The sequence below is a fragment of the Reichenbachiella ulvae genome (genome assembly GCF_025833875.1).
Taxonomy (GTDB): domain Bacteria; phylum Bacteroidota; class Bacteroidia; order Cytophagales; family Cyclobacteriaceae; genus Reichenbachiella; species Reichenbachiella ulvae.
The window spans coordinates 1,471,987-1,497,317 of record NZ_JAOYOD010000001.1; the positions used below are offsets into that span (position 1 = coordinate 1,471,987).

Genomic DNA, 25,331 nt, shown 5'->3' on the forward strand with positions numbered 1-25,331 from the left:
TTGTGATTTCCCACTAAAGCTGCAAAAACAGGTGGCTGTTAGGGATTACATTGGATTTTGATAAGGTTCTAGCAGCCCCCCTATTTCAGCTCTACCACTATTTTGCCTTTGGCCAGGTTGTCTTCCATGTATTGATGGGCGATGGGGACCTGATCCAGTGGATAGACTTTGTCAATATTCAGTTGAATGCTTCCCTTTTCTACTTCATCGATGAAGGCCTGAAGCAGTTCTTTGGATAGGTTTTTGGACTCTCCCATATAGACGGTCAGTCGACCCAGCGACGGGATGTCTCCCATGGGGGTAAAGTCTTTCATCGTCCATTCATTGCCCAGGATTCCGGTCATACATACCATCCCTTTTGGGGCTATGCACTTCAAAGAATCCTTTAGCGTTTGGGTTCCGATCAATTCCAGCACCTTATCAACTCCAGCCGGGTACAAGCTGCGGAGTTCTTCGCTAATAGATCCCGAATCGATGAGTACATGATCTGCTCCATTGTCCAGCAGGGTCTGCTTCTTAGCGGGATTACGGGTGGTAGATACGACGGTCAGGTCTTTTGTTTTGGCCAGCTGACAAGCCAGCATACCGATAGAAGAAGTCCCTCCCCTGATCAAGAGCACTTCGCCTGCTTCTATTTCCAGGGCTTGATGCAAAGAACCCGATACGGTCTGAAACATCTCAGGTATGGCCCCAAGGATGTGCCAGGGTAGTTGGCTCTCGAAAGGAAAGACGATCTCTAAGGGTACGAGCGTATATTCTGCATAGCCCCCATCAAAAAACCGCCCCATGCCACCCATGATGGCGGCCACCTGCTGACCATTGGCATAGGTACCGGAGGGATCTTCCTGTACCCATCCCACACACTCGATACCCTGTATGCGCGGAAATTCGACTCCTGGCGAATCCCCCCTTCGGGTAAATAATTCTGATCTGTTGAGTCCAAAAGCTCTGACCTGAATCAACACCCACCCTGTTTTCGCCTCAGGTTGTGCGACTTCTTTGATCTCGATGACTTCAGGATTTCCAGCCTGGGTAGTGATGGCAGCTTTCATATGTCTATGGGTTGCGGTGAGTGTAGCTATGTCTCTTCAATATCGTTAATATATGATTCATATGCTACTTTTAATAAGCCCCCAATTAAACCAACCCTCACCAAATCGCCCAACACCTTATCTAAAATCTAGTTTCTAGCTGTCTAAAATCTAAAATTACTGGCTCTTGGCTCTTGGCTCTAGTTTCTAACTATCTAAGGTCTAACTACTAGAATCTCTATAGCAGCAAAAAACCTGCGTTTACATGAGCGGTAAGCGATTCTATCTGCTTTCTCCTATCTTTAGATTGCATACTTATTTATCAACATTCCATCATGATCAAAATCACGAACCCTATCCTACTAGTAGCCACCCTTTCGATGGCTTATTTGACTTCCTGCTCAGTAGCCCCTGCCAAGGAAGAGGCACAGAAAGAAGTCATTCTCAATGCCAATGATTTCGTAGTAGATGCCTTCTGGCCCAAGCCCTTGCCCAATGGCTGGATCCTCGGTGAGACTCCCGGCATCCATGCTGACAAAAACGACAACATCTGGATCATCCAGCGCCCTGCCTCCCTGTCTCCCAGAGAGGTGAGAAAGGAAGACAGCCCCTATACACCGGAGTGCTGCTCCCCTGCGCCCTCGGTGATACAGTTCGATCAGGAAGGAAATGTGCTACAGGCCTGGCAGGTAGGTGACACGACCAAAAGCGAAGTAGACGGCAACCAACTATGGGTCGGGAGCGAACATGGCATCTATGTAGACGACAGTCTGAATGTGTGGATTGGCAATGCCAAGAATCACATGGTCATGAAATACACCAGCAGTGGCGAACTCCTGCTTCAGATAGGCATCAACGGACAGACAGGAGGCAGTAACGACACGACTTTGCTCGGAGGCCCTGCAGACATGGCCGTAGACATGGCGGCCAACGAGGTATTCATTGCCGATGGCTATGCCAACCGCAGAGTGATAGTCTTCGATGCGAATACCGGGGCTTACAAAAGACACTGGGGAGGATTCGGCGAAAAACCGCACGATGAGGAACTGCCTTCATTTGACGAAGTAGACTCCATCCGCTCTTTCAAAACTGCTGTACATGCCATCTCCCTTTCAGCCGATGGTCTGCTCTATGTAGTCGATCGATCCAACAGCCGCATACAGATCTTCGAGAAAGACGGGACTTATGTCAAGCAGTTTTTTGTGGCAAAAGAAGCGGGTCCAGGTACTATCTGGGATGTCACTTTCTCTCGTGATCCTAAGCAAAGCAAACTCTACGTCGCAGATGCCAAAAACATGAAAGTATGGGTCTATGACCGCCAGAGCTTTGAGGTATTGGGGTCCTTTGGTTCCGGAGGACGAAATGCCGGACAGTTCGGCTGGGTACACTGCGTGACCATGGACTCTGAAGGCAACCTCTACACCAGCGAGGTGAAACCCGGACTGAGGGTTCAGAAGTTCAATCCCTTACCTTTATAGATACTAGATGTTAGATTCTAGACTTTAGATAATTAGAATTTAACGTCTGGTATCTAGTGTTTTCATTGATTGATCCCAATGCCATGGCTCATGGTTTTGATCAAAACTATACACTGCATGGAATGGAAAAATGAAAGGCGCTTCCCTCACCGGGCTTAGACTTTACCCATATTTCACCCTTGTGCAGTTCTATTATTTTCTTGCAATGAGCCAATCCGATGCCTGATCCGTCATACTTTCTCCTATCATGTAATCGCTCAAAGATGTTAAAGATTTGTTCCTGGAACTGCTTGTCTATTCCAATGCCATTGTCTTCTACAGTAAATGTCCATCCCTTTAGTTTTTTAGCAGATATTTTGACTTTGGGTGCCAGGCCAGGCTTGCTGAATTTAATGCCATTACTAATCAAATTCTGAAACAACAATCTAAGTTCTGTCTTATACCCCATGATCTGTGGCATTTTGCCCACTTCTATGATGGCATTCGTTTCTTTTATTTTAGTTGCTAAATCTTGCTGGATTACTTCAAGCAGTTTTTGACAATCCACCATCGTCTTTTCTTTTCCCTGACCTATCCTACCATGGTCTAGTAGTGCATCAATCACATTTCTCATGCGATGGGTTGAGTCTGAGATGAAGTGCAACAATTCACTTAAGGAATCATCTAGTTTAAACTGAAGCTCGATTAGGTTTATGATTTCAGAAACGGTATTGAGAGGAGACTTCAAATCATGTGATGCAATAATGGCATATTGTCTCAGCTCATTGTTCTTTTGCTCTAACTCCTGCTTTTTTTGTTCTAATTCCGTCACATTTCTGAGCATGACATAGACATAATTTTCCTTGATTGGGTGAACGGAGCACTCGTAGGTTCCAGCGACCATGTGATTAGAATACTCCACCAAGCCCAGGTTGATACTCTTTCCTTCGGCTGCTACTTTTCTATAAGTGTCCATGACCATCAAACCTCCCTCATGCTCAAAGGCTTCTGGTGCTACCTCTATGATTTTCTTACCAAAAACCTCCTCCTTTGCTTTCCTCATTTCATAGAGGATCACCTTATTCATATAGATGTATCGAATGCTTTTAGAGTCGCTCGTGTCAGGCACTTCAAAAATGCCTACCCCCATAGGCAAATCATCGAAGGTTTGGATTAGAGTTTCAAAATCAAGTAATTCAGTCATGAATTAATTTACCGATTTTATAGATATTTTCTCTCTATGACTTGCATCTTTTCGATGAATGAAACTCGATAAAATAGCGGGTATTTAATCAATGACAGGGATTATGAATCCAGATACTGTTTCAGTCTCCATTGGCTGGCTACATCTCCAAAACAAAAATGCGTAGAGCCCTTCCCCACGCATTTTAAACTTAAAACAAACGATAAATTTCATTTAGACAAACATAGTTCTTGAGTCTTGTCTCTTGATTCTTGAATCTTGGCTCTAGAATCTAGCGTCTAATATCTAATATATTATGAAACCGAACCCGACACCTTGTTGAGTGGCATGAGTGGCTCCTTGTCTACTTTGTTTCCTTCTTTGATAGATCGAATGTTGAACTGGATCAAAATGGAGATCACCAGTGCCAGCACAAACAAACCTGCAAAGATGTAGAGCGTTTGGGTATAGCTACCAGTAGCTTCTCTCACATAGGCTGCCAGTTGTGGTCCTACCAATCCGGCAGCTGCCCAGGCAGTCAATATATTGCCGTGGATGGCCGAAAGGTTTTTCGTCCCAAACACATCTCCGATGTAGGCCGGGATAGAAGCAAAACCTCCCCCATAGCAGGTCAGGATCAAGAACACCAGTACTTGAAAGACGACCGCATTGGTAGTCTGTGGCAATAGGAAGAAAGCCCCAATCTGCAACACGAAGAAAGCCGTATAGGTCATCGGTCTGCCGATCACGTCAGAAAAACTCGCCCAACCGATGCGCCCCAGACCATTGAACAAGCCCATGGCACCCACCATCGCAGCTGCAGCTACGGGAGTCAGCCCGGCTATCTCCTGAGACAAAGGTGAGGCGATAGATATTACCGCGATCCCACAGGTTACATTCAGGAAGAGCATCAGCCACAGGTAGTAAAAGCGAACGGTTGATAGAGCCTCTATCGAAGAAACCTGTGCCAGATCTGTTTTGATCTTCTTTTTGCTTTCAGTCTTTCCATCTGCTTCAAAGCCTTCGGGCACCCAATCTGCTGGTGGTGGAGCCAGATACTGAGCCGAGCTCATCATGATCACAAAATAGGCCACTCCCAAAATATAAAAGGTAAACGCCAGGCCCACATTCACAATCAGAAATTGGATGATGCTACTGGCCAATAGCGCCCCAAAGCCAAAGCCCATGATCGCCAGCCCTGTAGCCAGACCTCTGCGATCCGGAAACCATTTGACCAGAGTAGATACCGGACAGATATAGCCTACCCCAAGCCCTATACCGCTAATGACGCCATAGCCCAGATAGAAGAGATACACACTCTCGAGTTGAATAGCCAGTCCTGCCAGCACCAAGCCGACTCCATAAAAAGAGGCTGCCAGCATTCCACTCTTCCTCGGTCCCATCTTCTCCACCTTTCTTCCCAGAAAGGCCGCCGACAGCCCTAAAAACAATATGGCTATACTAAAGGCCCATGCCGTTTGCTTAAACTCCCATCCGATTCCCTCTAGTAAAGGTTTTTTCAATACGCTATAGGCATATACTGCGCCTATCGATACGTGAATCCCTACAGCTGATGCAGCAATGAGCCATCTGTTTTTGATTTTTTCCATGGTAGTATTAGTGTGTGATTATAAGATTAAGTTCTTCATAGACTAGGGATGTACATTCTATGGATAGCCAGACTCATATAGAGTTTCAGTCAAACCAAAACACCATTAATCCCCCTTGGAAGGATGTTAGTGGGATGTTCAATCAAAAAAACTGTTGGATTTGACTGAAACTAATCCGAATGCAACACCCTTGTTTCAGTAAAGGGTCGATGCCTGTCATTTTTCGGATGTAAAGAACTTTGATAACATCGGCCATCACAATGATAGCAATCACATCTAGTCCTGATGCCCATCAGTTTTTAGGATCTGGCGAGTTCTAATTTTGTATCCGAAATCCATTTAGAAACAATTAAGACTATGTCAACTGAAGCAAAAACTGAACTCAAGCCATTAGTCAATGGGGTCTGGAACGACCAAATCGACGTGCGAAACTTTGTGCAAAACAATCTCACTGCCTACGATGGCGATAGCACATTCTTGTGTGGGCCTACCGAAAACACACAAATCCTGTTTGACATCTGCATGAAAGCAGTCAAAGAAGAAATGGCTAACAATGGAGTAAAATCCATCGACAACAAAACCATCTCTAGAATCACTTCACATGCTGCTGGCTATATCTCTCAAGACCATGAAGTGATCGTCGGTCTACAAACAGACGAGCTACTCAAAAGAGCCATGAAGCCCTACGGTGGAGCTAGAGTAGTAGAAAAAGCCTGCGAAGAACATGGGGTTACCATGAGTCCTCAGGTCAAAGAGATGTTTGATAAGTACATCAAGTCTCACAATGATGGAGTCTTCGATGCCTACAACAACGAAATTAGAAAATTCAGATCTTTAGGATTTCTCACCGGGCTGCCAGACAACTATGCCAGAGGTAGAATCATTGGCGATTACCGCAGATTGGCTCTTTATGGTGCAGATCGGTTGATCGAAGAAAAAATGAAAGACCTGGATGGCCTCAGTGGCCCAATGAACGATGCGCGCATCAGACTGAGAGAAGAAGTCAGTGAGCAAATCAAAGCATTGAAGGATATCAAAGTGCTGGGTGAGATTTACAACCTGGAGCTGGGCCGACCTGCAAACAATGCACAAGAAGCTGTGCAGTGGGTCTACATGGCCTATCTCGCTGCGGTGAAAGAGCAAGACGGAGCGGCCATGTCTTTGGGTAATGTTTCTGGATTTTTGGACATCTATATCGAAAGAGATCTACAGGCAGGCCTACTCACTGAAGAACTGGCGCAAGAGCTGATAGACCAACTGGTCATGAAGCTACGCATGGTCAGACACCTCAGAATGGAGGCCTACAACGACATTTTTGCTGGTGACCCTACCTGGGTGACTGAAGCGATCGGTGGACTGAACCTGACTCAGGGACACAAAGTCACTAAGACATCTTTCAGATTCCTACAGACGCTATACAACCTGGGACCTTCACCAGAGCCTAACATGACCATCCTTTGGTCTCCACAGTTACCCAAAGGCTTCAAGGACTTCTGTGCCAAAGTATCCATCGACACCTCTTCTATCCAGTATGAGAATGACGACCTGATGCGTAAGACCAGAAAATCTGACGACTATGGTATCGCATGTTGTGTATCTTATCAAGAGATCGGTAAGCACATCCAATTCTTTGGTGCGCGTACCAATCTCGCTAAAACCTTGCTCCTGGCCATCAATGGGGGTAAATGTGAGATGACAGGTGCACAGGTCGTAGAAGGCATACCTGCTCTGAAAAGTGACGATCTGGATTTTGAAGAAGTGATGAGCAACTTCAAAATTGCGATGAAAGAAGTAGCTCGTGTCTATGTAGATGCGATGAATATCATCCACTACATGCACGACAAGTACTACTACGAAAGAGCACAAATGGCACTGGTAGACACAGATCCTAAGGTGAATGTCGCCTATGGTATCGCTGGACTCTCTATCGTAGCGGATTCGCTCTCTGCCATCAAACATGCCAAAGTAAAGGCGATCAGAAATGAAGATGGATTGGCAGTAGACTTCCAGATCGAAGGAGACTTCCCATGCTATGGCAATGACAATGATAGCGTAGACCAGTTGGCCGTGGACATCACCAGCCACTTCAACCAGCAGTTGGCTCAGTACGAGACTTACAAGAATGCAGAGCCTACCATGTCTATCCTGACCATTACTTCCAATGTGGTCTATGGAAAGAAAACAGGTGCTACTCCTGATGGACGAGCCAAAGGAATCGCATTTGCTCCTGGAGCTAACCCAATGCATGGTAGAGATACGCATGGTGCGATTGCTTCACTGAACTCAGTGGCCAAGCTGAACTATGAGGATGCCCTGGATGGGATATCTAATACCATGTCTATGATCCCTAAGACCCTGGGCAATGATGAGGACAAAAGAATTCAAAACCTCAGTGCAATAATAGACGGGTATTTCACCAGAGGGGCTCACCACCTCAACGTGAATGTACTCAATCGCGAATTGCTGGAAGATGCCATGGAGCACCCAGAAAACTATCCACAGCTGACCATCCGTGTCTCTGGTTATGCAGTCAACTTTGTGAGACTGTCTAGAGATCAGCAGTTGGAAGTATTATCTAGAAGCTTTTTTGAAAAAATATAATGTACGAACAAGAGAGAATTGACCACCAGACTATCGTAGAAGTTGCCGAAAAAACAGAAGTACTCAATGTACACTCTGTCGAAACTTTCGGCACCTATGATGGCCCTGGTATCAGATACGTCCTGTTTTTGCAGGGCTGCCCTTTTAAATGCCTGTATTGCGCCAACCCAGATACAATGAGTTTCGATGGAGGAAAAAATTACCCTATCGATCAAATTGTAAAAGAATCGGTTAATATGAAGTCTTATTTCATCAACGGAGGCGGGGTGACCGTCTCCGGAGGTGAACCTTGCTGCCAGGCCAAACAGCTGATTAAACTGTTTAAAGAACTGAAAGCAAGAGGCATTCATACCGCACTGGATACCAACGGACACGTGATGAACAAATATGTAGAGGAGCTACTAGAGTATACAGATCTAGTACTGCTGGACATCAAACACATCAACTCCTCCATGCACGAGATCGTAACGGGACGAGGCAATGAAAAATCGCTGGCCTTTGCGGATTATCTGAGAAAACACAACAAGCCCTTTTGGTTGAGATATGTACTCGTACCAGGATTGACTGACAAGCCGGAACACCTGCATCAGTTGGGGCAGTATTTTCAGGATTATGAAAGCATCGAGCAATTAGAAATTCAGCCTTACCACCAACTGGGTGTACACAAATGGGAACTACTGGGAATGGAATACCCGCTAGTTGGGACTCCTGAAAACAACCCAGGTCAATTGCTGAATGCGAAAAGCATTTTTGATCAATACTTTAAGAAGGTAGTGATCAACTAAATAAGAAACTGAATTGAATACAGTATGCTAAAGTTTGGGCATGGAGTCGAAAGGTTCCATGCCTTTTTTAGGACATCTCGATAATTGCTATTGAAGATTAATGCTCACTTTGAACATTCTTAAAATTAATTTTGAAATCAATCATGGCTATTGAGTAACCCAAAATCAGATGACTCTTCTTTATTGGGGTTTTCAATGGCCTTAAATCAAATACATTAAGAATTTCAGGGAGTGAAATGGTTAAAAAAATCATACTGTTTGAGCGCAGCGAGTTTATGATTTTTCAATGTAATGATCTGTAATTTAGTGATTTGATTTACAGCCTTGACTTTTTTGCTTCGTTTTTGGGTCAAGCCAAAAATGAAGAGCCCGCTCGGCTTGAGAGCCATTATTAATAAACAAACGCCCCTTTTATCTATACCTAATATGCTGGCTTTTCACCTCTTGCTTCACTTCTTGCAAGCGCTCATCGAAATTCAGAGCTTTGTCTTTGAAGTCATCGAACGACACTGCTTTCAAAAACTCCATTAACCTATCCGGATGGTCTGTAACCTTACCCGCTGCATCTACAAATTTCATTTTGCTCCACAGAATATTTTTGAGCTGTGTTTCAGCATCGTCTGTCATGAAATACTCTACGATCAATGAATTCTGATCGAACCAGATGATTCTGGAGTATAGCTTGACCCACTCTCCCATTCCAGCGGAGCGCAGATAGGAGATTTGATGATTGTACACCACCCATATCGCATCAAAGGCCCGATAGATCTCTGAGTTTTGCATATCGTAGAGCTTGGGCACCTGATCCTCCCTGCCATTGAAGTAGTAGTCAAAATACTTGGCGTTGTTCAAATGCCGCAGCGGATCACAATCCTGAAAGCGAATGACTGAACGGGTTTTGGTGGTTTTCTCGTATTTTTTTTCTGGGTCGAATTGAAACATGTTATAGGTATCGTACTTTGATGATATTCATATGATGAGCCATATGGCCCGCGAGTATATACACGATTGCTCTACACGAAGTTGCGTGTCCACTGGCTTTTCCTATCTTCTTCAACTGATCCTCGGTAAAGTTCTGGATCATACTCATGTTAGCATTTCTGACTTGAATAAACTCGGTGATCAAGTCCTGACCACTATTGGCCTCATCGTCAGCCCCTGCGATATAGTCATCCTGCTCAAAGCCCGGCAATGGAGTCTGCTCACCTCTGGCAATGCACATGGCACGATAGCCAAATACCCGCTCAGTATCAATCACATGACGCAGCATCTGCTTGAGTGTCCATTTGCCCTCTTCATAAGCATAGCTCCACTCCTCCTTGTCTAACTTTTCATAGAGATCTACCCATTCATCTCTTTGATTTTTAAGCAATTCTAGGATATCCGAGGCATCAATCACATGATCGATGTAGCCTTGATAGAATAGGCCGTACTCTCCTTCTTCTGGTTTAGATATGGTCATAATTATATTCTTTATGAACTTTCAACTTTTCACTTTCAACTTTCTAACTCACGATTCTTTATACCAACTCGAATACTTGAGGTAATTTCCCGCTATGCGTTGAATCTCAGCGGTTCCTTTGTCTCCGATATCTTTGACTTTTCGAGCCGGATTACCCACATAGACCGAGCCGGGTTCTACGATAGTATTTTCCAGGACCACAGCCCCAGCGCCTATGATCGACCCACTGCCAATTACCGCATGATCCATCACAATGGCCCCCATTCCGATGAGCACATTATCCTCCAGGGTACAACCATGTACAATGGCATTGTGACCAATAGATACATGATTGCCTATCACGGTGGGTGCTTTCTGGTAAGTACAATGGATCATGGCATTGTCCTGAACATTGGAGTTGTGGCCAATGGTGATAGAATGTACGTCTCCACGCAGCACAGCATTGTACCATATGCTACAGTTGTCCCCCATGGTCACATCGCCGATGACCACTGCAGTTTCTGCAAACCAACAATCCTTACCATATGCCGGCGTTTTCCCCAACAATTCTCTAATCAATGCCATTCCTTTTTTCGATTTGTGTTCTTAACAAATCTATCTCTTCGATCCCTCGAAAGCAAGCTGAACAGAAGGACTTGTTCTCACGCCCTCCTTTAGTAGCTCATCGTCAATCGGTTGAGCATATATCGGCTGAAGCGGCAATTGACCCGCCCAAATATCCAATTCATAGTCCTCCTTGTCATCCACAGGATCTCCGGTTCTCACTTTGGCAGATGCACTTTCAATCGTGATTTCCAACACAGAAGTGATATCCAACTCCTTTTGGTTCGGCTGACGCACCTCGTCCCAGCGACCTTTCAAGAAGTTTTCTGTGATTAAGCGAAGTGCATCATTTTTGTCTTCATCCTTTGTAATAGGCCGAGCCGAACCATAGATGATGGCCGATCGATAGTTGACCGAATGATGAAAGGCTGATCTCGCCAACACCAATGCATCGAGATGAGTCACACAAAAACAAATAGGAATCCCCTTTTGGGCCTCCAGCATGGTTCGGCTCTTCACAGATCCATGTACATAGATTTTCTCACCATGTCGAGCATAAGCTGTCGGGATCATAAAAGGCTGTCCATTCATCACAAAACTGATATGACAAAGGAAACCAGCATCTAGTATCTCGTTTATGACTGATTTGTCATAGACCGCTCTTTTCGCCCCGCGTACTACTTTGTTTTTCTCTTCTATAGGATATGTTGACATTTCATTTTTGTTTGATTCGGATGTAAAAGTATGGCGCCACTGGATTATCATTGTAGTCCAGTTTGAAACAACTAAAGGGTCCAGTCATGATACCATGGAAAAACATTATCGTTTTTGACTCAGCTTCCAAAAGAGCCAACTATTTGCAGTTAGCAGATAGCATCATTTCAGAGGTGATGCAAGGACGAATAGCAGCCGGGTCTCAACTACCCGGTAGTCGTCAGATGGCAGAGCTACTCAGCATCAACCGCAAAACGGTACAATCGGCCTATGACGAACTACTGGCTCAAGGTTGGATCAGCATTGAGGCTTACAAAGGCACCTTCATCAAAGAGGAATTACCTTTTACACAAGCAAAGAAACTGGCTGACGTTCGGGTATTCACCAAGCCCAAAGTCTCTATTCAAAAATCTAAAGGGCATCAAATCACCGAAGGAACACCCGACTATAGGGTGGCTCCCATTCCTGATCTTTACAAAACCGCGCGTTCCCTGTCTTCGGGCAACCTGAGTGGTTCGATACTCACTGGAAACCATTTTGCAGGTGAACCACATCTCAGGACTACCTTGTGCAGCTACCTTCATGAAACGAGAGCCCTATCCCCATCGCCTGATCAGATGATGGTCACCAGAGGGAGTCAAATGTCCATTTATCTGGCGCTATCTGCCATTCTTGCACCCGGAGACACCGTGATCGTCGGCCGACTCAATTATGATACGGCCAATCGTACCATCCTTCATCTCGGTGGTAAACTCGAAAAGGTAGACCTAAACCAACATGGCTTAGATATCAATCAAATAGAGGAAAAAGTCAAAACTGCCAAGATCAAGGCGGTTTACCTGAGTCCTCACCACCACTATCCTACCACAGTGACCATGCCAGTTGCCGAAAGGCTAAGACTTCTCAAACTGGCCCATCAATATCAGTTTTATATCCTGGAGGATGACTATGACTATGATTATCACTACAAAGGATCGCCTATCCTACCCATGGCAAGTCTGGATCAGGCTGATCAGGTCATCTATATCGGTAGTTTTAGCAAGATATTGGCACCCTCCATCCGTATGGGCTACATGTATGCGCACCAATCGATCATAGACCAATGCATACTGACCCGACAATTGATTGATCGTAGAGGGGATCCGCTGCTGGAGCGGGCGTTATCTATGATGATAGAGGAAAACGAAATCCAGCGATCCATCAAAAAAGCCGTGAGGATTTATAAACAAAGGAGAGATCTAATGGATCGACTGCTCCAACAGCATTTTGGTTCGAAAGTAAACTACGAGGTACCAGATGGTGGCATGGCGATTTGGACAACATTCGAAGGAGTGGAAATCAGTACCTTAAAGGAAGTTGCAAAAGAATATGATCTATACCTGGACATTGATACCTATGAGGACGTTCATAGTTGTCGATTAGGGTTTGCCTCGATGAATGAAGCTGAAATGATACAAAACTTTGAATTGCTCCATCGAGCTGTTGAAAAAACAGGTCTAAAAAATAGTAAATCTATCAACAGATAAAAACAAGATTAACTATCTTGGATGCTAATAAAACTTTAATCTAACTCGTTAATCCATCTGAAATATTCATGCAAGTAGAGCAAAGTAAGTGGTCTCTAAATCTGGGCTGGGAACAGCTATCCAATCATCAATTGCGTGAAAAAGCTCAACTCGTTTTAGCATTTGGAAATGAGAATGTAATAAAGGATGAAAAACGATTTGAAGAAATAAAGGAGCAATATCCAAAAGCGGAAATCATTACATGCTGCACGGATGGTGAAATATTGAATGAACTCATTCTTAATGATGGCATAACTCTTTCGGCCATATATTTTAAGCACACACAGATTCAGACCCTTTGTATTCCTGTTTCAAAAGTAAAGGACAGTTTTGATGCTGGCACACACTTATCTGCAGATCTGGAAAAGGACCACATCAATAGTCTATTGATATTCGGGGACAGTCAGGCACTGGTTGCCTCCGATCTTCTGATGGGTATAGGCATCAATTTAGCCAGTCACGTTCCTATCCTGGGTGGTCTATCCACTAGCCACACCGGACTCAACTCCATCCCAAAGCATGGGACAGTAATTGGAGTCGGATTCAGCGGAGACAAACTAAAGGTTGGCCACAGTGTAGACCAGGGCTGGACCACCCTGGGTGCAGAAAAAACCATCACCAAGGCTGTCGATCAACGAGTGTATGAGATTGACGACAAAGCCTGCATTCATTTTTATGAGCAATATCTGGCGGGGATCGTTTCAGATGTCAAATCAAGGGTAATTGAATACCCCTTAGGCATTAAAAACATCGAAAACTCACGACTGGTAAGATCGATGCTGGAAATCCACGACGATGGTTCTATCACCTTTGCAGGGAGTTTCAGAAATGGAGACCAGGTTAGAATGATGAAATCCAGCACACACAAGCTTCTGCTCTCATCCGAACTGGCAGCTGAAGAAAGTATTAAATCATTAGGAAATACACCTGAATTCGTTTTGCAGTTCAACTGTGTGGGACGGAGACAAGTATTAAAAGATTGGCTTAGTGAGGAACAAGAATATATTAATTCAAAATTTGAAAAGAGCACTCCAATGATGGGCTTTTACAGTCATGGAGAAATAGCTCCTTTGAAAGCAAAATCGAACAGCGAACTGCACAACCAAAGTGTGGTTTTCAACACCTTCTGTGAAACTGAATGAGCGAGAATATCTACAACGATCTACTTCAAAAACAAATAAATAAATATACCAAAGGCAAGTCTATCCCTGAGGAATGGAAACCCCTATTTGAGAGCATCAATGACAGTTATAACAACTATGAAAAAGAACTGGAATTGATCGAAAGGGTGATGAACGTAAGTTCGGAAGAGTTGCTGGATGCCAATCAGGAGTTGAAAAAGATCAATGAAGAAATGGATCGCTTTGTCTATAGCACCTCTCACGATCTGAGAGCTCCTCTCCTCTCTATTTTAGGTCTACTCAATATTATTGAGAAAGAAAACAAACAATATGACATACAAGGCTATCTGAAGCTTTTAAGAGACAGCACAGTTAATCTAGATAAATTCATCAGTGATATCATTGACTACTCCAGAAACTCTCGTCTAGAAGTAGAAAAAACCCAAGTAGACATAGGAGAAATCATCAATGAATCCTTCAAGCACCTGAATTACCTACCAGGCTGCTCCACGCTCCTAAAATTGGTCAATATCGATGCTAAAGAGAAGTTTTACAGCGACCAGAGGCGTTTGGTTATTATCTTTAACAACCTCATATCAAACGCTATTAAATATCAGAATCCAGATTTGACGGATAGCTACATCAACATAGAGGCCGAGATTGATGTTAAGGAAATGAAACTGGAAATATCCGACAATGGGATAGGAATTGAGGAAAGTTATCTCCAAAAGATTTTTGACATGTTCTATCGAGCCAGTCCAGACTCAAAAGGTTCAGGCTTGGGCTTGTACATTGTGAAGGAGGCCATTCAGAAACTCAATGGGAGCATTGCAGTAGAGTCTACCTTAGGCATGGGAACTAAGTTTAGTGTGGTTATCCCCAACATTGAACGACATTAAGCTAAGTAAATCGCCTAATTATTTAATATAACCCATAGTTGGTATGGTTTTGTATGCTACTCTATGTAAAGCAGCATACAAAATGGAATCTCTAGAAATATTTGCGATTGGCTGGGCAATTATTGCACTGATCATATTTGGTCTACAGGCAAGTCAGGCACAATCAGATAACAAAAAGCACGAAGAGCAATGGGATGTAAAATCACCAAATCAGAAGAATTGAGTCTAATGCCAATTCTCCGTTTTCAGATTTTGCACCGCCCTCATGACATCTTTCTGACTGATCTGGCCTATCAACCTTCCATGGTCATCTAATACCGGAAAACGTCTTATTTTCATTTCTAAAAACATCCTTGCTGCTTCAAAAACATTCATTTCCGGATGAATTCTAACCACATTGGTCGCCATGTGATCTTTTACTTTTCCGCACATCGAAGGTAAATTGTGGTATTTTCCTTTGACGACCTCCTTGAGGCAATCACCCTCAGAGATGACCCCTACCAATTCGCCCATTGAATTGACCACTGGGGCACCAGATATTCGATGAGTAAGTAATTCTTGAACCACTTCCATGATCGATTGGTCTGGATGAAAAGTGATTAAATGCGTGGACATGTAGTCCTTGACCGAGATTCTTTGAGTTTCGATGACAACAGGTTTCTCCTCTTGAACACCTCTGTAGCTTTTTACCATGACATTGAGATTTTGGGTGAACTTATAAGATAGCCAATAACGGTCTAAATGTCAAGTAGATAACGATTTAATAATCGTCTCCCCACTGCTCATGTCAATTAAATAATCTTAGCTTAACAATGACTGAATGGCTTTTTCAGCTTTGTCAAAATCAAAACCCGCCAAAACATGCTTTAATTTAGCCTCTATTTGATCATTAGCCGGATCACCAATACTACCCAGGTGTGTATGATTCACTTCTTTAGAGAGCTTATCAGAACCTTCCTGTATAGCTTTCCCTACTTGTATGTAAGCATCACGAAACGGCACTCCTTGCAAAACCAGTCGGTTCACTTCTTCGACACTGAATAGGTCCTTGTATTTTTCATCCTCTATGATTCCGTCCTTCACTTTGATATTCTTCATAGCAAAGATCGCAATCTCCAGCGTGGACTTCAATTCATAAAAAGCGGGCAAAAAAGTCTCTTTTATCGTCTGCATGTCTCTATGATAGCCAGACGGCAAATTAGTCGTGATCAAACTAATCTCTGTAGAGAGTGACTGCAGCTTGTTCATTTTCGCACGTATCAGTTCGAAAACGTCCGGATTCTTCTTATGCGGCATGATACTGGATCCGGTTGTCATCTCAGCTGGCAACTCCAGGAAACCAAAATTCTGAGAGTTGTAAAGACAGATATCCATACTCATTCTGGACAGAGTCGCAGCAATGCTATTCATGGCGAAAGACACCGTCTTTTCTACTTTACCACGGCTCATTTGCGCATACACTACATTATAGCTCAGGTCATCAAAACCTAAGAGCTCAGTGGTCATTTTTCTATCCAGAGGAAATGAAGAACCATAACCTGCTCCTGAACCTAAGGGGTTTTGATTGGTTACTTTATAAGCCGCTTGAAGTAAATGAAGATCATCTGTCAAACTCTCCGCATAGGCCCCAAACCACAAACCAAAGGATGAAGGCATGGCCACCTGTAAATGCGTATACCCTGGGATTAATATGTCTTTGTGCTTTTTGCTCAGATCGTTCAGAGAAGTAAACAATTCAGAGACTAACTCGGCGATAGTTTTGATTTCATCACGGATAAAAAGGCGAAGGTCAACAAGCACCTGATCATTTCTCGATCTACCACTATGAATCTTCTTCCCTGTATCTCCCAGCTTTCGGGTTAGCATCAGCTCCACTTGCGAGTGAACATCCTCGATCCCATCCTCAATCACAAAACCGCCAGCATCTACAACCTTTAGAATCTCTTTCAACTCTCTCAACACATCACTGAGTTCATCTGAGCTAAGCAAACCAATGCTTTCCAGCATAGTCGTATGAGCCATAGAACCATAAACATCAAACTTGGCAAGCAGCAAATCAAGTTCTCGATCTCTACCTACGGTATAGTTTTCTATGTCTTTAGATACTTCCGTGTTTCCTTTATCCCAGAGTTTCATATTTGCTTGCTTTTGGCCTCTAGCACATGGCTATTGGCATTTCATTTAATTCCCAAGCCATCAAGCAGCTTGATGTACAATTCTATTCCTTTTTCTATCTCATCTACATAGATGAACTCGTCTGCCGTGTGTGATCGTGCCGAATCTCCAGGACCAATTTTGATCGAGGTATAAGGCATCAAGGCCTGATCGGACAAAGTAGGCGAACCATACTTCTTCATTCCGAGACTCTCACCACGTTTGACTATCGGATGATCGGGTGAAATCCCCGAAGAATTCAATCGTAATGAACGGGGTTTAACCTCTACATCCAATTCCTTTTGTAAGATATCTACCACTTCCTGATTGCTGTAGGCATCCGTCGTTCGCACATCTATCACGAACTTGCAAGAATCAGGCACTACATTGTGCTGGGTTCCCGACTCGATCAGCGTGACAGTCTTTTTGATGGGACCAAACACCTCTGACTCCTTGAATTCCAGCTTTCGGAGTTTTTCTATTTCATCCAGTGCCTTATATATGGCATTCACTCCTTCTTCTCTGGCTGCATGTCCACTGACCCCTTTAGCCTCACAGTCGATTACAATCAACCCTTTTTCTGCAATTGCCATATCCATCAGCGTGGGCTCACCCACTATAGCCAAATCCACCTTTCCTAATTCTGGAATCAAGGAAGCTATACCATTGGCACCAGAGACTTCTTCTTCAGCTGTGGCCGCCAAAATCAAATTGAACGGCAAATTCTCCTGATCATAAAAATGAACAAAGGCCATAATCAGAGAAACCAATGGACCTCCCGCATCATTACTACCGAGCCCATGCAATCGCCCTTCGATGATTTGAGCCTTGAATGGGTCCAGAGTATAAGTAGAGGCCGGCTTGACCGTGTCTATATGCGAATTGAGTAAAATCGTAGGTTTACTACCATCAAAATGCCTGGATTTGGCCCAGGTATTATGTCCTGATAGGTTTAATTCAATGTTCTTAGATAGTAAAAAATCACGGACCACCTTAGCCACATTCTCTTCCTGCCGACTGAAAGATTCCGTTTCTATCATCTGGGACAGTAATTGAACTGCCTGTCTCGTATTCTCGTTATATTTCGAATCTATTTCAAGCATAAAGTAGTTCCGGGATAATCTTCGCTTTGAACCTTGTCCAGGGAATCAAAATGACAGATTTTAACTGTATCCACACCTGCATTGATCGCATCAAACGCATTGTCCAACTTAGGAATCATGCCATCGACTATGACTCCCTCTGACTTATATTTTTCGTAACCTTCAGGAGTAATTTCTGGGATCACCACCTTGTTTTCAAAGTCGCTCAACACACCCGGCTGCTCAAAGCAGTAAACCAGATCTACCTGATATTTGTCAGCCACCCCTCTCGCAAGTTCTGAAGCAATGGTATCCGCATTGGTATTGAGTAATTGCCCTTGATTATCATGAGTCAAAGCACATACAACCGGTACCAAACCGGCATCAAACAAAGACTTAAGCAGTTCGGAATTTACCTCTTCCACATCTCCTACAAAACCATAATCAATGGTTTTGACTGGACGCTTCACGGATCGAATCAAGTTGCCATCCGCACCTGACAATCCTATAGATTGAACATTCAAGGCCTGAAGTTTAGAAACAATCTTCTTGTTGAGCCCACTGAAAACCATCGTCACAATGTCAATCGCATCTGCATCCGTGATTCTACGTCCCTCTACCATCTTAGGGGGAATGCCCATTTTGTTTTGGACTACAGAAGCAATATTACCCCCGCCATGCACCAGAATTTTATTGCCCTTTAGTGCAGCAAATTTCTTTAAGAATAAGTCTAACTCTGCTTCTTCATTGATGACTTTTCCGCCGATCTTAACAACCGTCAAAGTGTCTTTCATTTGAATAGGATTTGCTTTAATTATTTGATCTCAAGAACCTCTTTGAGAACCATTTGGGCTGATGTTATTCTATGTTTGGCCTGAGGCATGATGATGGATGAGTCGCTATCCAACACCTCGTCTGTGGCGATTACATTCCTTCTGATAGGTAAGCAATGCATGAATTTGGCATCATTGGTCAAATTCATCTTTTCCTGATTTACCGTCCAGTTCATGTCCTGAGATACCACCTGACCGTAGTTCGCATCCTGAAAAGCCGACCAGTTCTTGGCATAGATGAAATCTGCTCCTTCAAAAGCCTTTTTCTGATCATATTCCACCTTGGCCTCTCCCACCATAGATGGGTCAAGATCATAGCCTTGTGGATGAGTCACCACTAAATCATAGTCCATTTGATTGCCCCATTGCAGAAAGGAATTGGCCACTGCCTGCGGCAAAGCCTTTGGATGAGGAGCCCAGGTTAAAACGACTTTAGGTTTCGACACCTTTTTGTATTCTTCGATGGTAATCATGTCAGCAAAAGATTGCAAAGGATGCAATGTAGCTGACTCCATATTTACCACTGGAATAGAACAATGCTTCACAAACTGGCTCAAAACCTGCTCCGCATAATCATTGGCCTTATCGCTCAAAGATGCAAAGGATCTGATTCCCACCGCATCAAAATAAGAGCTGATTACTCCTGCTGCCTCAACGATGTGTTCACTCTTGCTACCATTCATGACCACCCCATCTTCAAACTCCAATTGCCACCCTTCAGAAGAAAGGTTGAAAACAAAGGATTCGATTCCCAGGTTAAAGGCTGCTTTCTGCATACTAAGCCTTGTCCTGAGACTGGGGTTAAAAAATAACAGGCAAATGGACTTCCCACTTTTATCCAGTGGGCCGCCATTTTCGATTTTTTTCTGTAATTCTATTGCTTTACCAATCCACCCAATGGGATCAGCCACATCATCTATGGAGCAAAAGTTCATCATAGCAATTCTTTTAACGCGTTGATAAAAATATCAGCTTCTTCTTTTCCGATCGTCATAGGAGGAAGCAGTCGCAGCACCTTTGGATCGGTCGCAGCGCCCGTAAAGATCTTATATTTTTTCAATAATTCGCCTCTTAATTCTTTGACCGGCTCTTCAAATTCTAGCCCCAAAAGTAGTCCTTTTCCTCTTAGTCCTTTAATCGCCTTAATATCTTGAAGTTGCGACAGGATGTATTCTCCCATCTGTTGGCTATTTTCTATGAGATTTTCTTCTCTGATGGAATCCAAAACAGATAATCCAGCAGCACATGCCAGGTGATTTCCTCCAAAAGTGGTCCCCAACTGACCAAAGCTCGCCTGAAATTTAGGAGATATAATTACACCTCCTACTGGGAAACCATTCCCCATACCTTTTGCTATGGTGATGATGTCTGGCTTGATGTCGGCATACTGATGGGCAAAGAATTTACCTGTTCGTCCATATCCAGATTGCACTTCGTCTAGAATCAGAATCGTTTCAGTCTCCCGACATGCCTTTTCCAGTCCTTCCAAAAAGTCAGTTCCTGGATCATTGATTCCACCAATTCCCTGGATTCCTTCGATGATCACACAGGCTACATCCTGAGCCGCCAAGGCATCTCTGACACCCTCCAGATCTCCTAGTTCGAACAGCTGAATATTGTCCGTAAAATTAACAGCAGCCTGAATTTTCGGGTTATCCGTGGCAGCCACTGCCAATGAGGTACGTCCATGAAAACCATTTTTGAAAGCTAGTATTTTTCTTCTTCCATTGTGAAAAGAAGCCAATTTCAAAGCATTTTCATTCGCCTCTGCTCCTGAATTACACAAGAAAAGGCTGTAATCCTCATAGCCTGACATCTCTCCTAGTTTTTTCGCTAGCTCTTCTTGCTGTGGGATTTGAACTGAGTTAGAATAGAAGCCTATTTTAGCAACCTGTTCAGAGATGTTTTTAACATAAGTAGGGTGCGAGTGTCCAATAGAAATAACGGCATGTCCTCCATACATATCCAAATACTTCTCCCCTGCATTGTCATAGACATAGTTGCCTTCTCCCCGCTCAATGGTTATATCAAATAAAGGGTATACCTTATAATTCTCCATATTTACTTTTCAATCATTATTTCGGATATCTTCTCATAGGACTTCATCAGGCCTTTGATCAGAGCAGAGCTCAATCCTTCGTGTTCCATTTCATTTAATCCCGATATGGTACATCCCTGAGGAGTAGTTACCTTATCAATTTCTTCTTCTGGGTGACTGCCGGACTCTACCAAAAGAGTAGCCGCTCCCAAACAAGCCTGAGTCGCCATTTCCTTTGCCTCAGGAGCATCAAACCCTAATTGGATAGCTCCCTGGGTAGTAGCCCTAATCAACCTCATCCAAAAGGCAATGCCGCTGGCACAAACCACGGTAGCCGCTTGCATTTTCCTCTCTTCGATAACCAAGGTCTCTCCCATCGCATTGAAGATCTCCTCTGCTAGTCCAATCTTATCCTTGCCCGTACCATTAGTACATAGACAAGTCATTGATTCACCTACAGAAATGGCAGTATTAGGCATACTACGGATGATCGCGACATTCTTGCCCACTACTTCTGCAATCTCATCGATTTTTCTTCCTGTAATGGTTGAGATCAATACATGCCTCTTCACATCAAGCTCTCCTTTTATCTCCTCAAGAATTGCATTGATTTGATTCGGCTGAACACACAAAATGATAATATCAGAAGCCCTGACCGCATCGACATTTGAAGGGGTTACCAACACGTGTGGATGCTTTTTCCAACCGTCCAGATTAGATACATTTCTCTTTGTCAAGACCAATTGCTCAACATCAAAATTTGTTTGATCTACCAGGCCCTGAGCGATAGAAAGACCTAAGTTTCCGACTCCTATTAATGCTATTTTCATTTTTCTATTAGTTGATGGTTATTGAGTTAAATTGCTAATTAGATATTTGGTTAATAAGATAATAAGTTATTTAGTTGCTTGCTTGTTAAGGTAAGCGATTTAGCCATTTAACACCTTATTTGCATGTAGAATCTTACTTCTATAATGCATCATAGACTCTTGGTTAATATATCCCTCATCATGAGCGTCAATTATGTGATTCAATATTTCCATAAGACTTCCTCTAGCATTTCTGCAAAACTTCGAGTTCTCTTTATAGTGAAACCGACCAAAACCTTCTGCAATATTAGCGCCTACTGATCGAGAACAACGAATCAGTTGATCTACTAATCTATATTTCTCATCAGAAGAAAAGCCCCTCACCAGTTCTTTAATTTCCAACTTAAGTTGCCTGGCTAATTTCCAAGCTTCTAACTCTTCAAAAGTTTCGAAAGCCATCTTAGTAACTCATTCAACCTAATAACTTAATATCTATCCTTTAAAACCCTACACTCTTTAGCTGCAACCCTGTCTTCTGATCCAGGCCAAACATCAAGTTCATATTCTGAACCGCCTGACCACTAGCACCTTTTACTAGATTGTCTATACAGGATTGTACCAAAACAGTATCTCCATGCTTTTGCACGTTGATTAGGCATTTATTGGTATTGACTACCATCTTCATATCGGGCGCCTCATCCAATACATATACAAATGCTGCATCCTTATAAAAATCCTTGTAGGCAGCAATCACTTCCTCTTCACTCAAAGTGCATTGAGTATAGACACTGGCAAAAATACCTTTGGTAAAATTGCCGCGAACAGGAAGAAACTTCACGTCTCCGGCATAGCCATTTTGCAATTGCTGAATGGATTGATTGATCTCCCCCAGGTGCTGGTGACTGAATGCCTTGTAGATAGAAATATTGTTGTTTCTCCAACTGAAGTGACTGGTCTTAGAAGGATTTTGACCTGCACCGGTAGATCCGGTGATGGCATTGACATGCACATCCTCGGTCAATTGACCTTTGGCCGCCAATGGCAGTATAGCCAGCTGAATCGCAGTAGCAAAACAGCCAGGGTTGGCAATCTTAGTCGCACCCTTGATGGCTTCCAGGTTCAATTCAGGCAAACCATAAACAAAACCATCTGCATCTTCCTTCAGTCTGAACTCATTGCTGAGATCCACTACTTTTAAAGAAGCTGGCACCTCATGGCTTTCTAAAAAAGTTCTTGAGTGGCCATGTCCGGAGCAGATGAAAATCACATCTACTTCATCCAGCTTCAACTGATCAGTAAAATCTCCTTCGATATCTCCAATCAAATCCTTATGAATGGAATGGATCGGGTTACCTGCATTACTGGTACTGTGAACAAAAGTCACATCAGTCTCAGGGTGCCCAACTAATATTCTTAATAATTCTCCTGCTGTATAGCCAGCTCCGCCTATTACGCCTACTTTAATCATTATTTATTGAATTGTAGATTTTAGATTGGTTAGCCAAAATTTTGGTAAAACCTTTCACATCCTCACCAGACCAGCCGTTGTTCATCTCGCCATACTGACCAAAATCTGATGCCATCAAATCCTTCTCAGATTCGATTCCAATTACTTCAAATCGATAAGGTGCCAATTTGATTTTCACCTTACCAGACACATTTCTTTGTGTGTTTTCAAGAAACACTTCAATATCTCGCATCACAGGATCAAGGAATTGCCCTTCGTGCAATAACATACCATACCAGTTAGCCAATTGCTCTTTCCAGTGCTGTTGCCATTTGGTCAAATTGTGCTTTTCTAGCAAATGATGGGCTTTGATGATGATCAAAGGAGCCGAAGCTTCAAAGCCTACGCGACCTTTGATACCGATGATGGTATCCCCTACATGCACATCTCTACCCACTCCATATTTAGAAGCAATGTCTCTCAGTGTCTCCACAATCTTCACAGCCCCCATGGACTCACCATTAAAGGCTGTCAACTGTCCTTTTTCGAAAGTCAATTCTACATCTTCGCTTCCCTCTTTCTCTACTTGACTAGGCCAAGCCTCTTCGGGCAGAGTCAAATTAGAAGTCAAGGTCTCATCTCCACCAACAGAAGTACCCCAGAGTCCTTTGTTGATCGAATATTTCGCCTTCTCCCATGAGATATTTACACCTTTTCCTTTCAGATACTCAATCTCAGCCTGACGAGAAAGTTTATTATCTCTAATAGGCGTGATGATCTCTACATCTGGACAAATAATCTGGAAAATCAAGTCAAAACGAACCTGATCATTACCAGCTCCTGTACTACCGTGGGCGATATAGTCTGCATCGATAGATTTGGCATATTTTGCAATCGCCAAAGCCTGAAATGCACGTTCAGCACTCACAGATAGCGGATAGGTATTGTTTTTCAAGACATTACCATAAATCAAATACTTGAGACACTCGTCGTAGAAGTCCTGAGTCTTTTCCAGGTTGACATGCTCCACCACACCAAATGACCTAGCCCTTTGTTCGGTCTCAGCCAATTCATCTTCTGAAAAACCGCCTGTATTTACGAGGGCTGTGTAAACATCCAGACCTAATTCCTCTCGCAAATAGAAGGCGCAGTAGGTAGTATCCAAGCCTCCACTAAAAGCCAATACAACTTTCTTCTTACTCATTTCTTCTTCTGTTTTCTTTGATTCTTAAAATTGGTCAAGCGCTGGAAACGCTTGGCGATTATTCCTTTTTCCTTGATTACAAATTTATTGGATGCTTCATGTAAAAGCATACCCGTGCATAGGCAGTTTCTTCTTTCGTTCCGCTCCAGGATATCATAGTTCGGACAGCTTTGACAGCCATTCCAAAATTCATCATCTTTTGTCAGTTCGGAGAAGGTAACAGGTCGGTACCCCAGCTCATAATTGATTTTCAAAACCGCCAAACTCGTAGTGATCCCAAAGATTTTCGCTCCAGGATACTTTTCTTTTGACAGCTTCAGCACCTTCAACTTGATGCGTTTGGCCAAACCAATATTTCTGAAATCAGGATGTACTACCAGACCAGAGTTGGCCAGATACTCCTTATTCTGCCAGGTTTCGATATAAACAAAACCTGCCAACTCCCCTTTTTCACCAAGGGCAATGACCGCTTGGCCATTGTTGATTTTCTTTTCTATGTATTTCGGGTCCCGCTTGGCAATACCTGTCCCTCTTGCTTTGGCAGCAGACTCGATCAACTCACATATAGCCTGGGCATATTCTGCATGCTCAGGGTTTGCATATAGCACATCAACGTTCATATTCGGATGAACTTAGTCGTTAAACAATAAAATTTCTGGTAATTAGATATATGATATGCGACCACCACGTAGGCAATCATTATTTAGCAGACCCCAAAGGGCCTTCTGTTCCTCCTTGTTCTAGGAGCAACTGCAACAAAATCGATATGTGAAGCGAGTGCTTTCATATTTGA

The 25,331-nt window shown here is 43.3% G+C and carries 25 protein-coding genes; 7 read left to right on the forward strand and 18 right to left on the reverse strand.

All coding sequences use genetic code 11. The annotated features are described in order from the left end of the window. Window positions 1-80: 80 nt before the first annotated feature. On the reverse strand, window positions 81-1,052 hold the full coding sequence (locus N7U62_RS05910) for a zinc-binding alcohol dehydrogenase family protein (protein ID WP_264136974.1): 972 nt from the start codon (window positions 1,050-1,052) through the stop codon (window positions 81-83). A 314-nt stretch (window positions 1,053-1,366) separates the two neighbouring features. Between N7U62_RS05910 and N7U62_RS05915 the strand changes: the two genes are divergently transcribed. Then, a complete protein-coding gene (locus tag N7U62_RS05915) occupies window positions 1,367-2,509 on the forward strand; it encodes a 6-bladed beta-propeller (RefSeq protein ID WP_264136975.1) in 1,143 nt (380 codons plus the stop codon). 106 nt (window positions 2,510-2,615) lie between these two features. On the opposite strand, the gene N7U62_RS05920 is transcribed toward N7U62_RS05915, so the two are convergent. After that, window positions 2,616-3,692 (reverse strand): PAS domain-containing sensor histidine kinase, encoded by a 1,077-nt coding sequence (locus tag N7U62_RS05920; RefSeq protein ID WP_264136976.1) that lies wholly within the window; start codon window positions 3,690-3,692, stop codon window positions 2,616-2,618. A gap of 293 nt (window positions 3,693-3,985) precedes the next feature. After that, the gene (locus N7U62_RS05925; RefSeq protein ID WP_264136977.1) at window positions 3,986-5,281 is read right to left on the reverse strand and encodes an L-lactate MFS transporter; all 1,296 of its coding nucleotides are present in this window, start codon (window positions 5,279-5,281) and stop codon (window positions 3,986-3,988) included. A gap of 357 nt (window positions 5,282-5,638) precedes the next feature. Between N7U62_RS05925 and pflB the strand changes: the two genes are divergently transcribed. Next, the gene (gene pflB, locus N7U62_RS05930; RefSeq protein WP_264136978.1) at window positions 5,639-7,882 is read left to right on the forward strand and encodes a formate C-acetyltransferase; all 2,244 of its coding nucleotides are present in this window, start codon (window positions 5,639-5,641) and stop codon (window positions 7,880-7,882) included. Further along, complete coding sequence (gene pflA, locus N7U62_RS05935; RefSeq protein WP_264136979.1) at window positions 7,882-8,667, forward strand: pyruvate formate-lyase-activating protein; 786 nt, start codon at window positions 7,882-7,884, stop codon at window positions 8,665-8,667. Before pflB ends, pflA begins: the two co-directional genes overlap by 1 nt. 411 nt (window positions 8,668-9,078) lie before the next feature. Here pflA and N7U62_RS05940 read toward each other — a convergent pair whose 3' ends face one another. From N7U62_RS05940 to N7U62_RS05955, 4 genes are read right to left on the reverse strand one after another with little or no spacing between them, the layout of a single operon-like run. Further along, window positions 9,079-9,609, reverse strand: coding sequence for an acyl-CoA thioesterase (locus N7U62_RS05940; RefSeq protein ID WP_264136980.1), 531 nt, complete (start codon window positions 9,607-9,609; stop codon window positions 9,079-9,081). A 1-nt stretch (window position 9,610) separates the two neighbouring features. After that, entirely contained in the window at window positions 9,611-10,129 is a 519-nt protein-coding gene (locus N7U62_RS05945) for a DinB family protein (protein WP_264136981.1), read from the reverse strand. Window positions 10,130-10,177: 48 nt separating this feature from the next. Continuing rightward, window positions 10,178-10,693: a gamma carbonic anhydrase family protein gene (locus N7U62_RS05950; protein WP_264136982.1), complete on the reverse strand. Its 516-nt coding sequence runs from the start codon at window positions 10,691-10,693 to the stop codon at window positions 10,178-10,180. A gap of 30 nt (window positions 10,694-10,723) precedes the next feature. Further along, window positions 10,724-11,386, reverse strand: coding sequence for a pyridoxamine 5'-phosphate oxidase family protein (locus tag N7U62_RS05955; protein WP_264136983.1), 663 nt, complete (start codon window positions 11,384-11,386; stop codon window positions 10,724-10,726). A gap of 86 nt (window positions 11,387-11,472) precedes the next feature. On the opposite strand from N7U62_RS05955, the gene N7U62_RS05960 reads away from it, so the two are divergent. The 4 genes from N7U62_RS05960 (at window position 11,473) to N7U62_RS05975 (ending at window position 15,194) form a co-directional block, all read left to right on the forward strand. Continuing rightward, a complete protein-coding gene (locus N7U62_RS05960) occupies window positions 11,473-12,912 on the forward strand; it encodes an aminotransferase-like domain-containing protein (RefSeq protein ID WP_264136984.1) in 1,440 nt (479 codons plus the stop codon). Window positions 12,913-12,980: 68 nt separating this feature from the next. Further along, window positions 12,981-14,093, forward strand: coding sequence for an FIST signal transduction protein (locus tag N7U62_RS05965; protein ID WP_264136985.1), 1,113 nt, complete (start codon window positions 12,981-12,983; stop codon window positions 14,091-14,093). Continuing rightward, window positions 14,090-14,971: a sensor histidine kinase gene (locus N7U62_RS05970; RefSeq protein WP_264136986.1), complete on the forward strand. Its 882-nt coding sequence runs from the start codon at window positions 14,090-14,092 to the stop codon at window positions 14,969-14,971. The genes N7U62_RS05965 and N7U62_RS05970 overlap by 4 nt, the downstream gene beginning before the upstream one ends. An 82-nt stretch (window positions 14,972-15,053) precedes the next feature. Next, entirely contained in the window at window positions 15,054-15,194 is a 141-nt protein-coding gene (locus N7U62_RS05975; RefSeq protein WP_264136987.1) for a hypothetical protein, read from the forward strand. A 2-nt stretch (window positions 15,195-15,196) separates the two neighbouring features. Here N7U62_RS05975 and N7U62_RS05980 read toward each other — a convergent pair whose 3' ends face one another. The 11 genes from N7U62_RS05980 to N7U62_RS06030 form a co-directional block, all read right to left on the reverse strand. After that, complete coding sequence (locus N7U62_RS05980; protein WP_264136988.1) at window positions 15,197-15,664, reverse strand: CBS domain-containing protein; 468 nt, start codon at window positions 15,662-15,664, stop codon at window positions 15,197-15,199. A 108-nt stretch (window positions 15,665-15,772) separates the two neighbouring features. Beyond that, window positions 15,773-17,107, reverse strand: a complete 1,335-nt coding sequence (argH, locus tag N7U62_RS05985; RefSeq protein WP_264136989.1) for an argininosuccinate lyase — start codon at window positions 17,105-17,107, stop codon at window positions 15,773-15,775. A gap of 41 nt (window positions 17,108-17,148) precedes the next feature. Continuing rightward, entirely contained in the window at window positions 17,149-18,165 is a 1,017-nt protein-coding gene (locus N7U62_RS05990) for a M20 family metallo-hydrolase (RefSeq protein WP_264136990.1), read from the reverse strand. Window positions 18,166-18,215: 50 nt separating this feature from the next. After that, a complete protein-coding gene (gene argB, locus N7U62_RS05995; RefSeq protein WP_264136991.1) occupies window positions 18,216-19,001 on the reverse strand; it encodes an acetylglutamate kinase in 786 nt (261 codons plus the stop codon). A 20-nt stretch (window positions 19,002-19,021) separates the two neighbouring features. Continuing rightward, the gene (locus N7U62_RS06000) at window positions 19,022-19,978 is read right to left on the reverse strand and encodes an N-acetylornithine carbamoyltransferase (RefSeq protein WP_264136992.1); all 957 of its coding nucleotides are present in this window, start codon (window positions 19,976-19,978) and stop codon (window positions 19,022-19,024) included. Then, window positions 19,975-21,099: an aspartate aminotransferase family protein gene (locus N7U62_RS06005; RefSeq protein ID WP_264136993.1), complete on the reverse strand. Its 1,125-nt coding sequence runs from the start codon at window positions 21,097-21,099 to the stop codon at window positions 19,975-19,977. Before N7U62_RS06005 ends, N7U62_RS06000 begins: the two co-directional genes overlap by 4 nt. Before the next feature lie 2 nt (window positions 21,100-21,101). Continuing rightward, window positions 21,102-21,908 (reverse strand): pyrroline-5-carboxylate reductase, encoded by an 807-nt coding sequence (proC, locus tag N7U62_RS06010; RefSeq protein ID WP_264136994.1) that lies wholly within the window; start codon window positions 21,906-21,908, stop codon window positions 21,102-21,104. Between the two features lie 99 nt (window positions 21,909-22,007). Continuing rightward, on the reverse strand, window positions 22,008-22,346 hold the full coding sequence (locus N7U62_RS06015; RefSeq protein WP_264136995.1) for a four helix bundle protein: 339 nt from the start codon (window positions 22,344-22,346) through the stop codon (window positions 22,008-22,010). A gap of 40 nt (window positions 22,347-22,386) precedes the next feature. Next, complete coding sequence (gene argC, locus N7U62_RS06020; protein ID WP_264136996.1) at window positions 22,387-23,355, reverse strand: N-acetyl-gamma-glutamyl-phosphate reductase; 969 nt, start codon at window positions 23,353-23,355, stop codon at window positions 22,387-22,389. After that, window positions 23,348-24,538 (reverse strand): argininosuccinate synthase, encoded by a 1,191-nt coding sequence (gene argG, locus N7U62_RS06025; protein WP_264136997.1) that lies wholly within the window; start codon window positions 24,536-24,538, stop codon window positions 23,348-23,350. The genes argC and argG overlap by 8 nt, the downstream gene beginning before the upstream one ends. Further along, the gene (locus N7U62_RS06030; RefSeq protein ID WP_264136998.1) at window positions 24,535-25,158 is read right to left on the reverse strand and encodes a GNAT family N-acetyltransferase; all 624 of its coding nucleotides are present in this window, start codon (window positions 25,156-25,158) and stop codon (window positions 24,535-24,537) included. The genes argG and N7U62_RS06030 overlap by 4 nt, the downstream gene beginning before the upstream one ends. Window positions 25,159-25,331 lie beyond the last annotated feature (173 nt).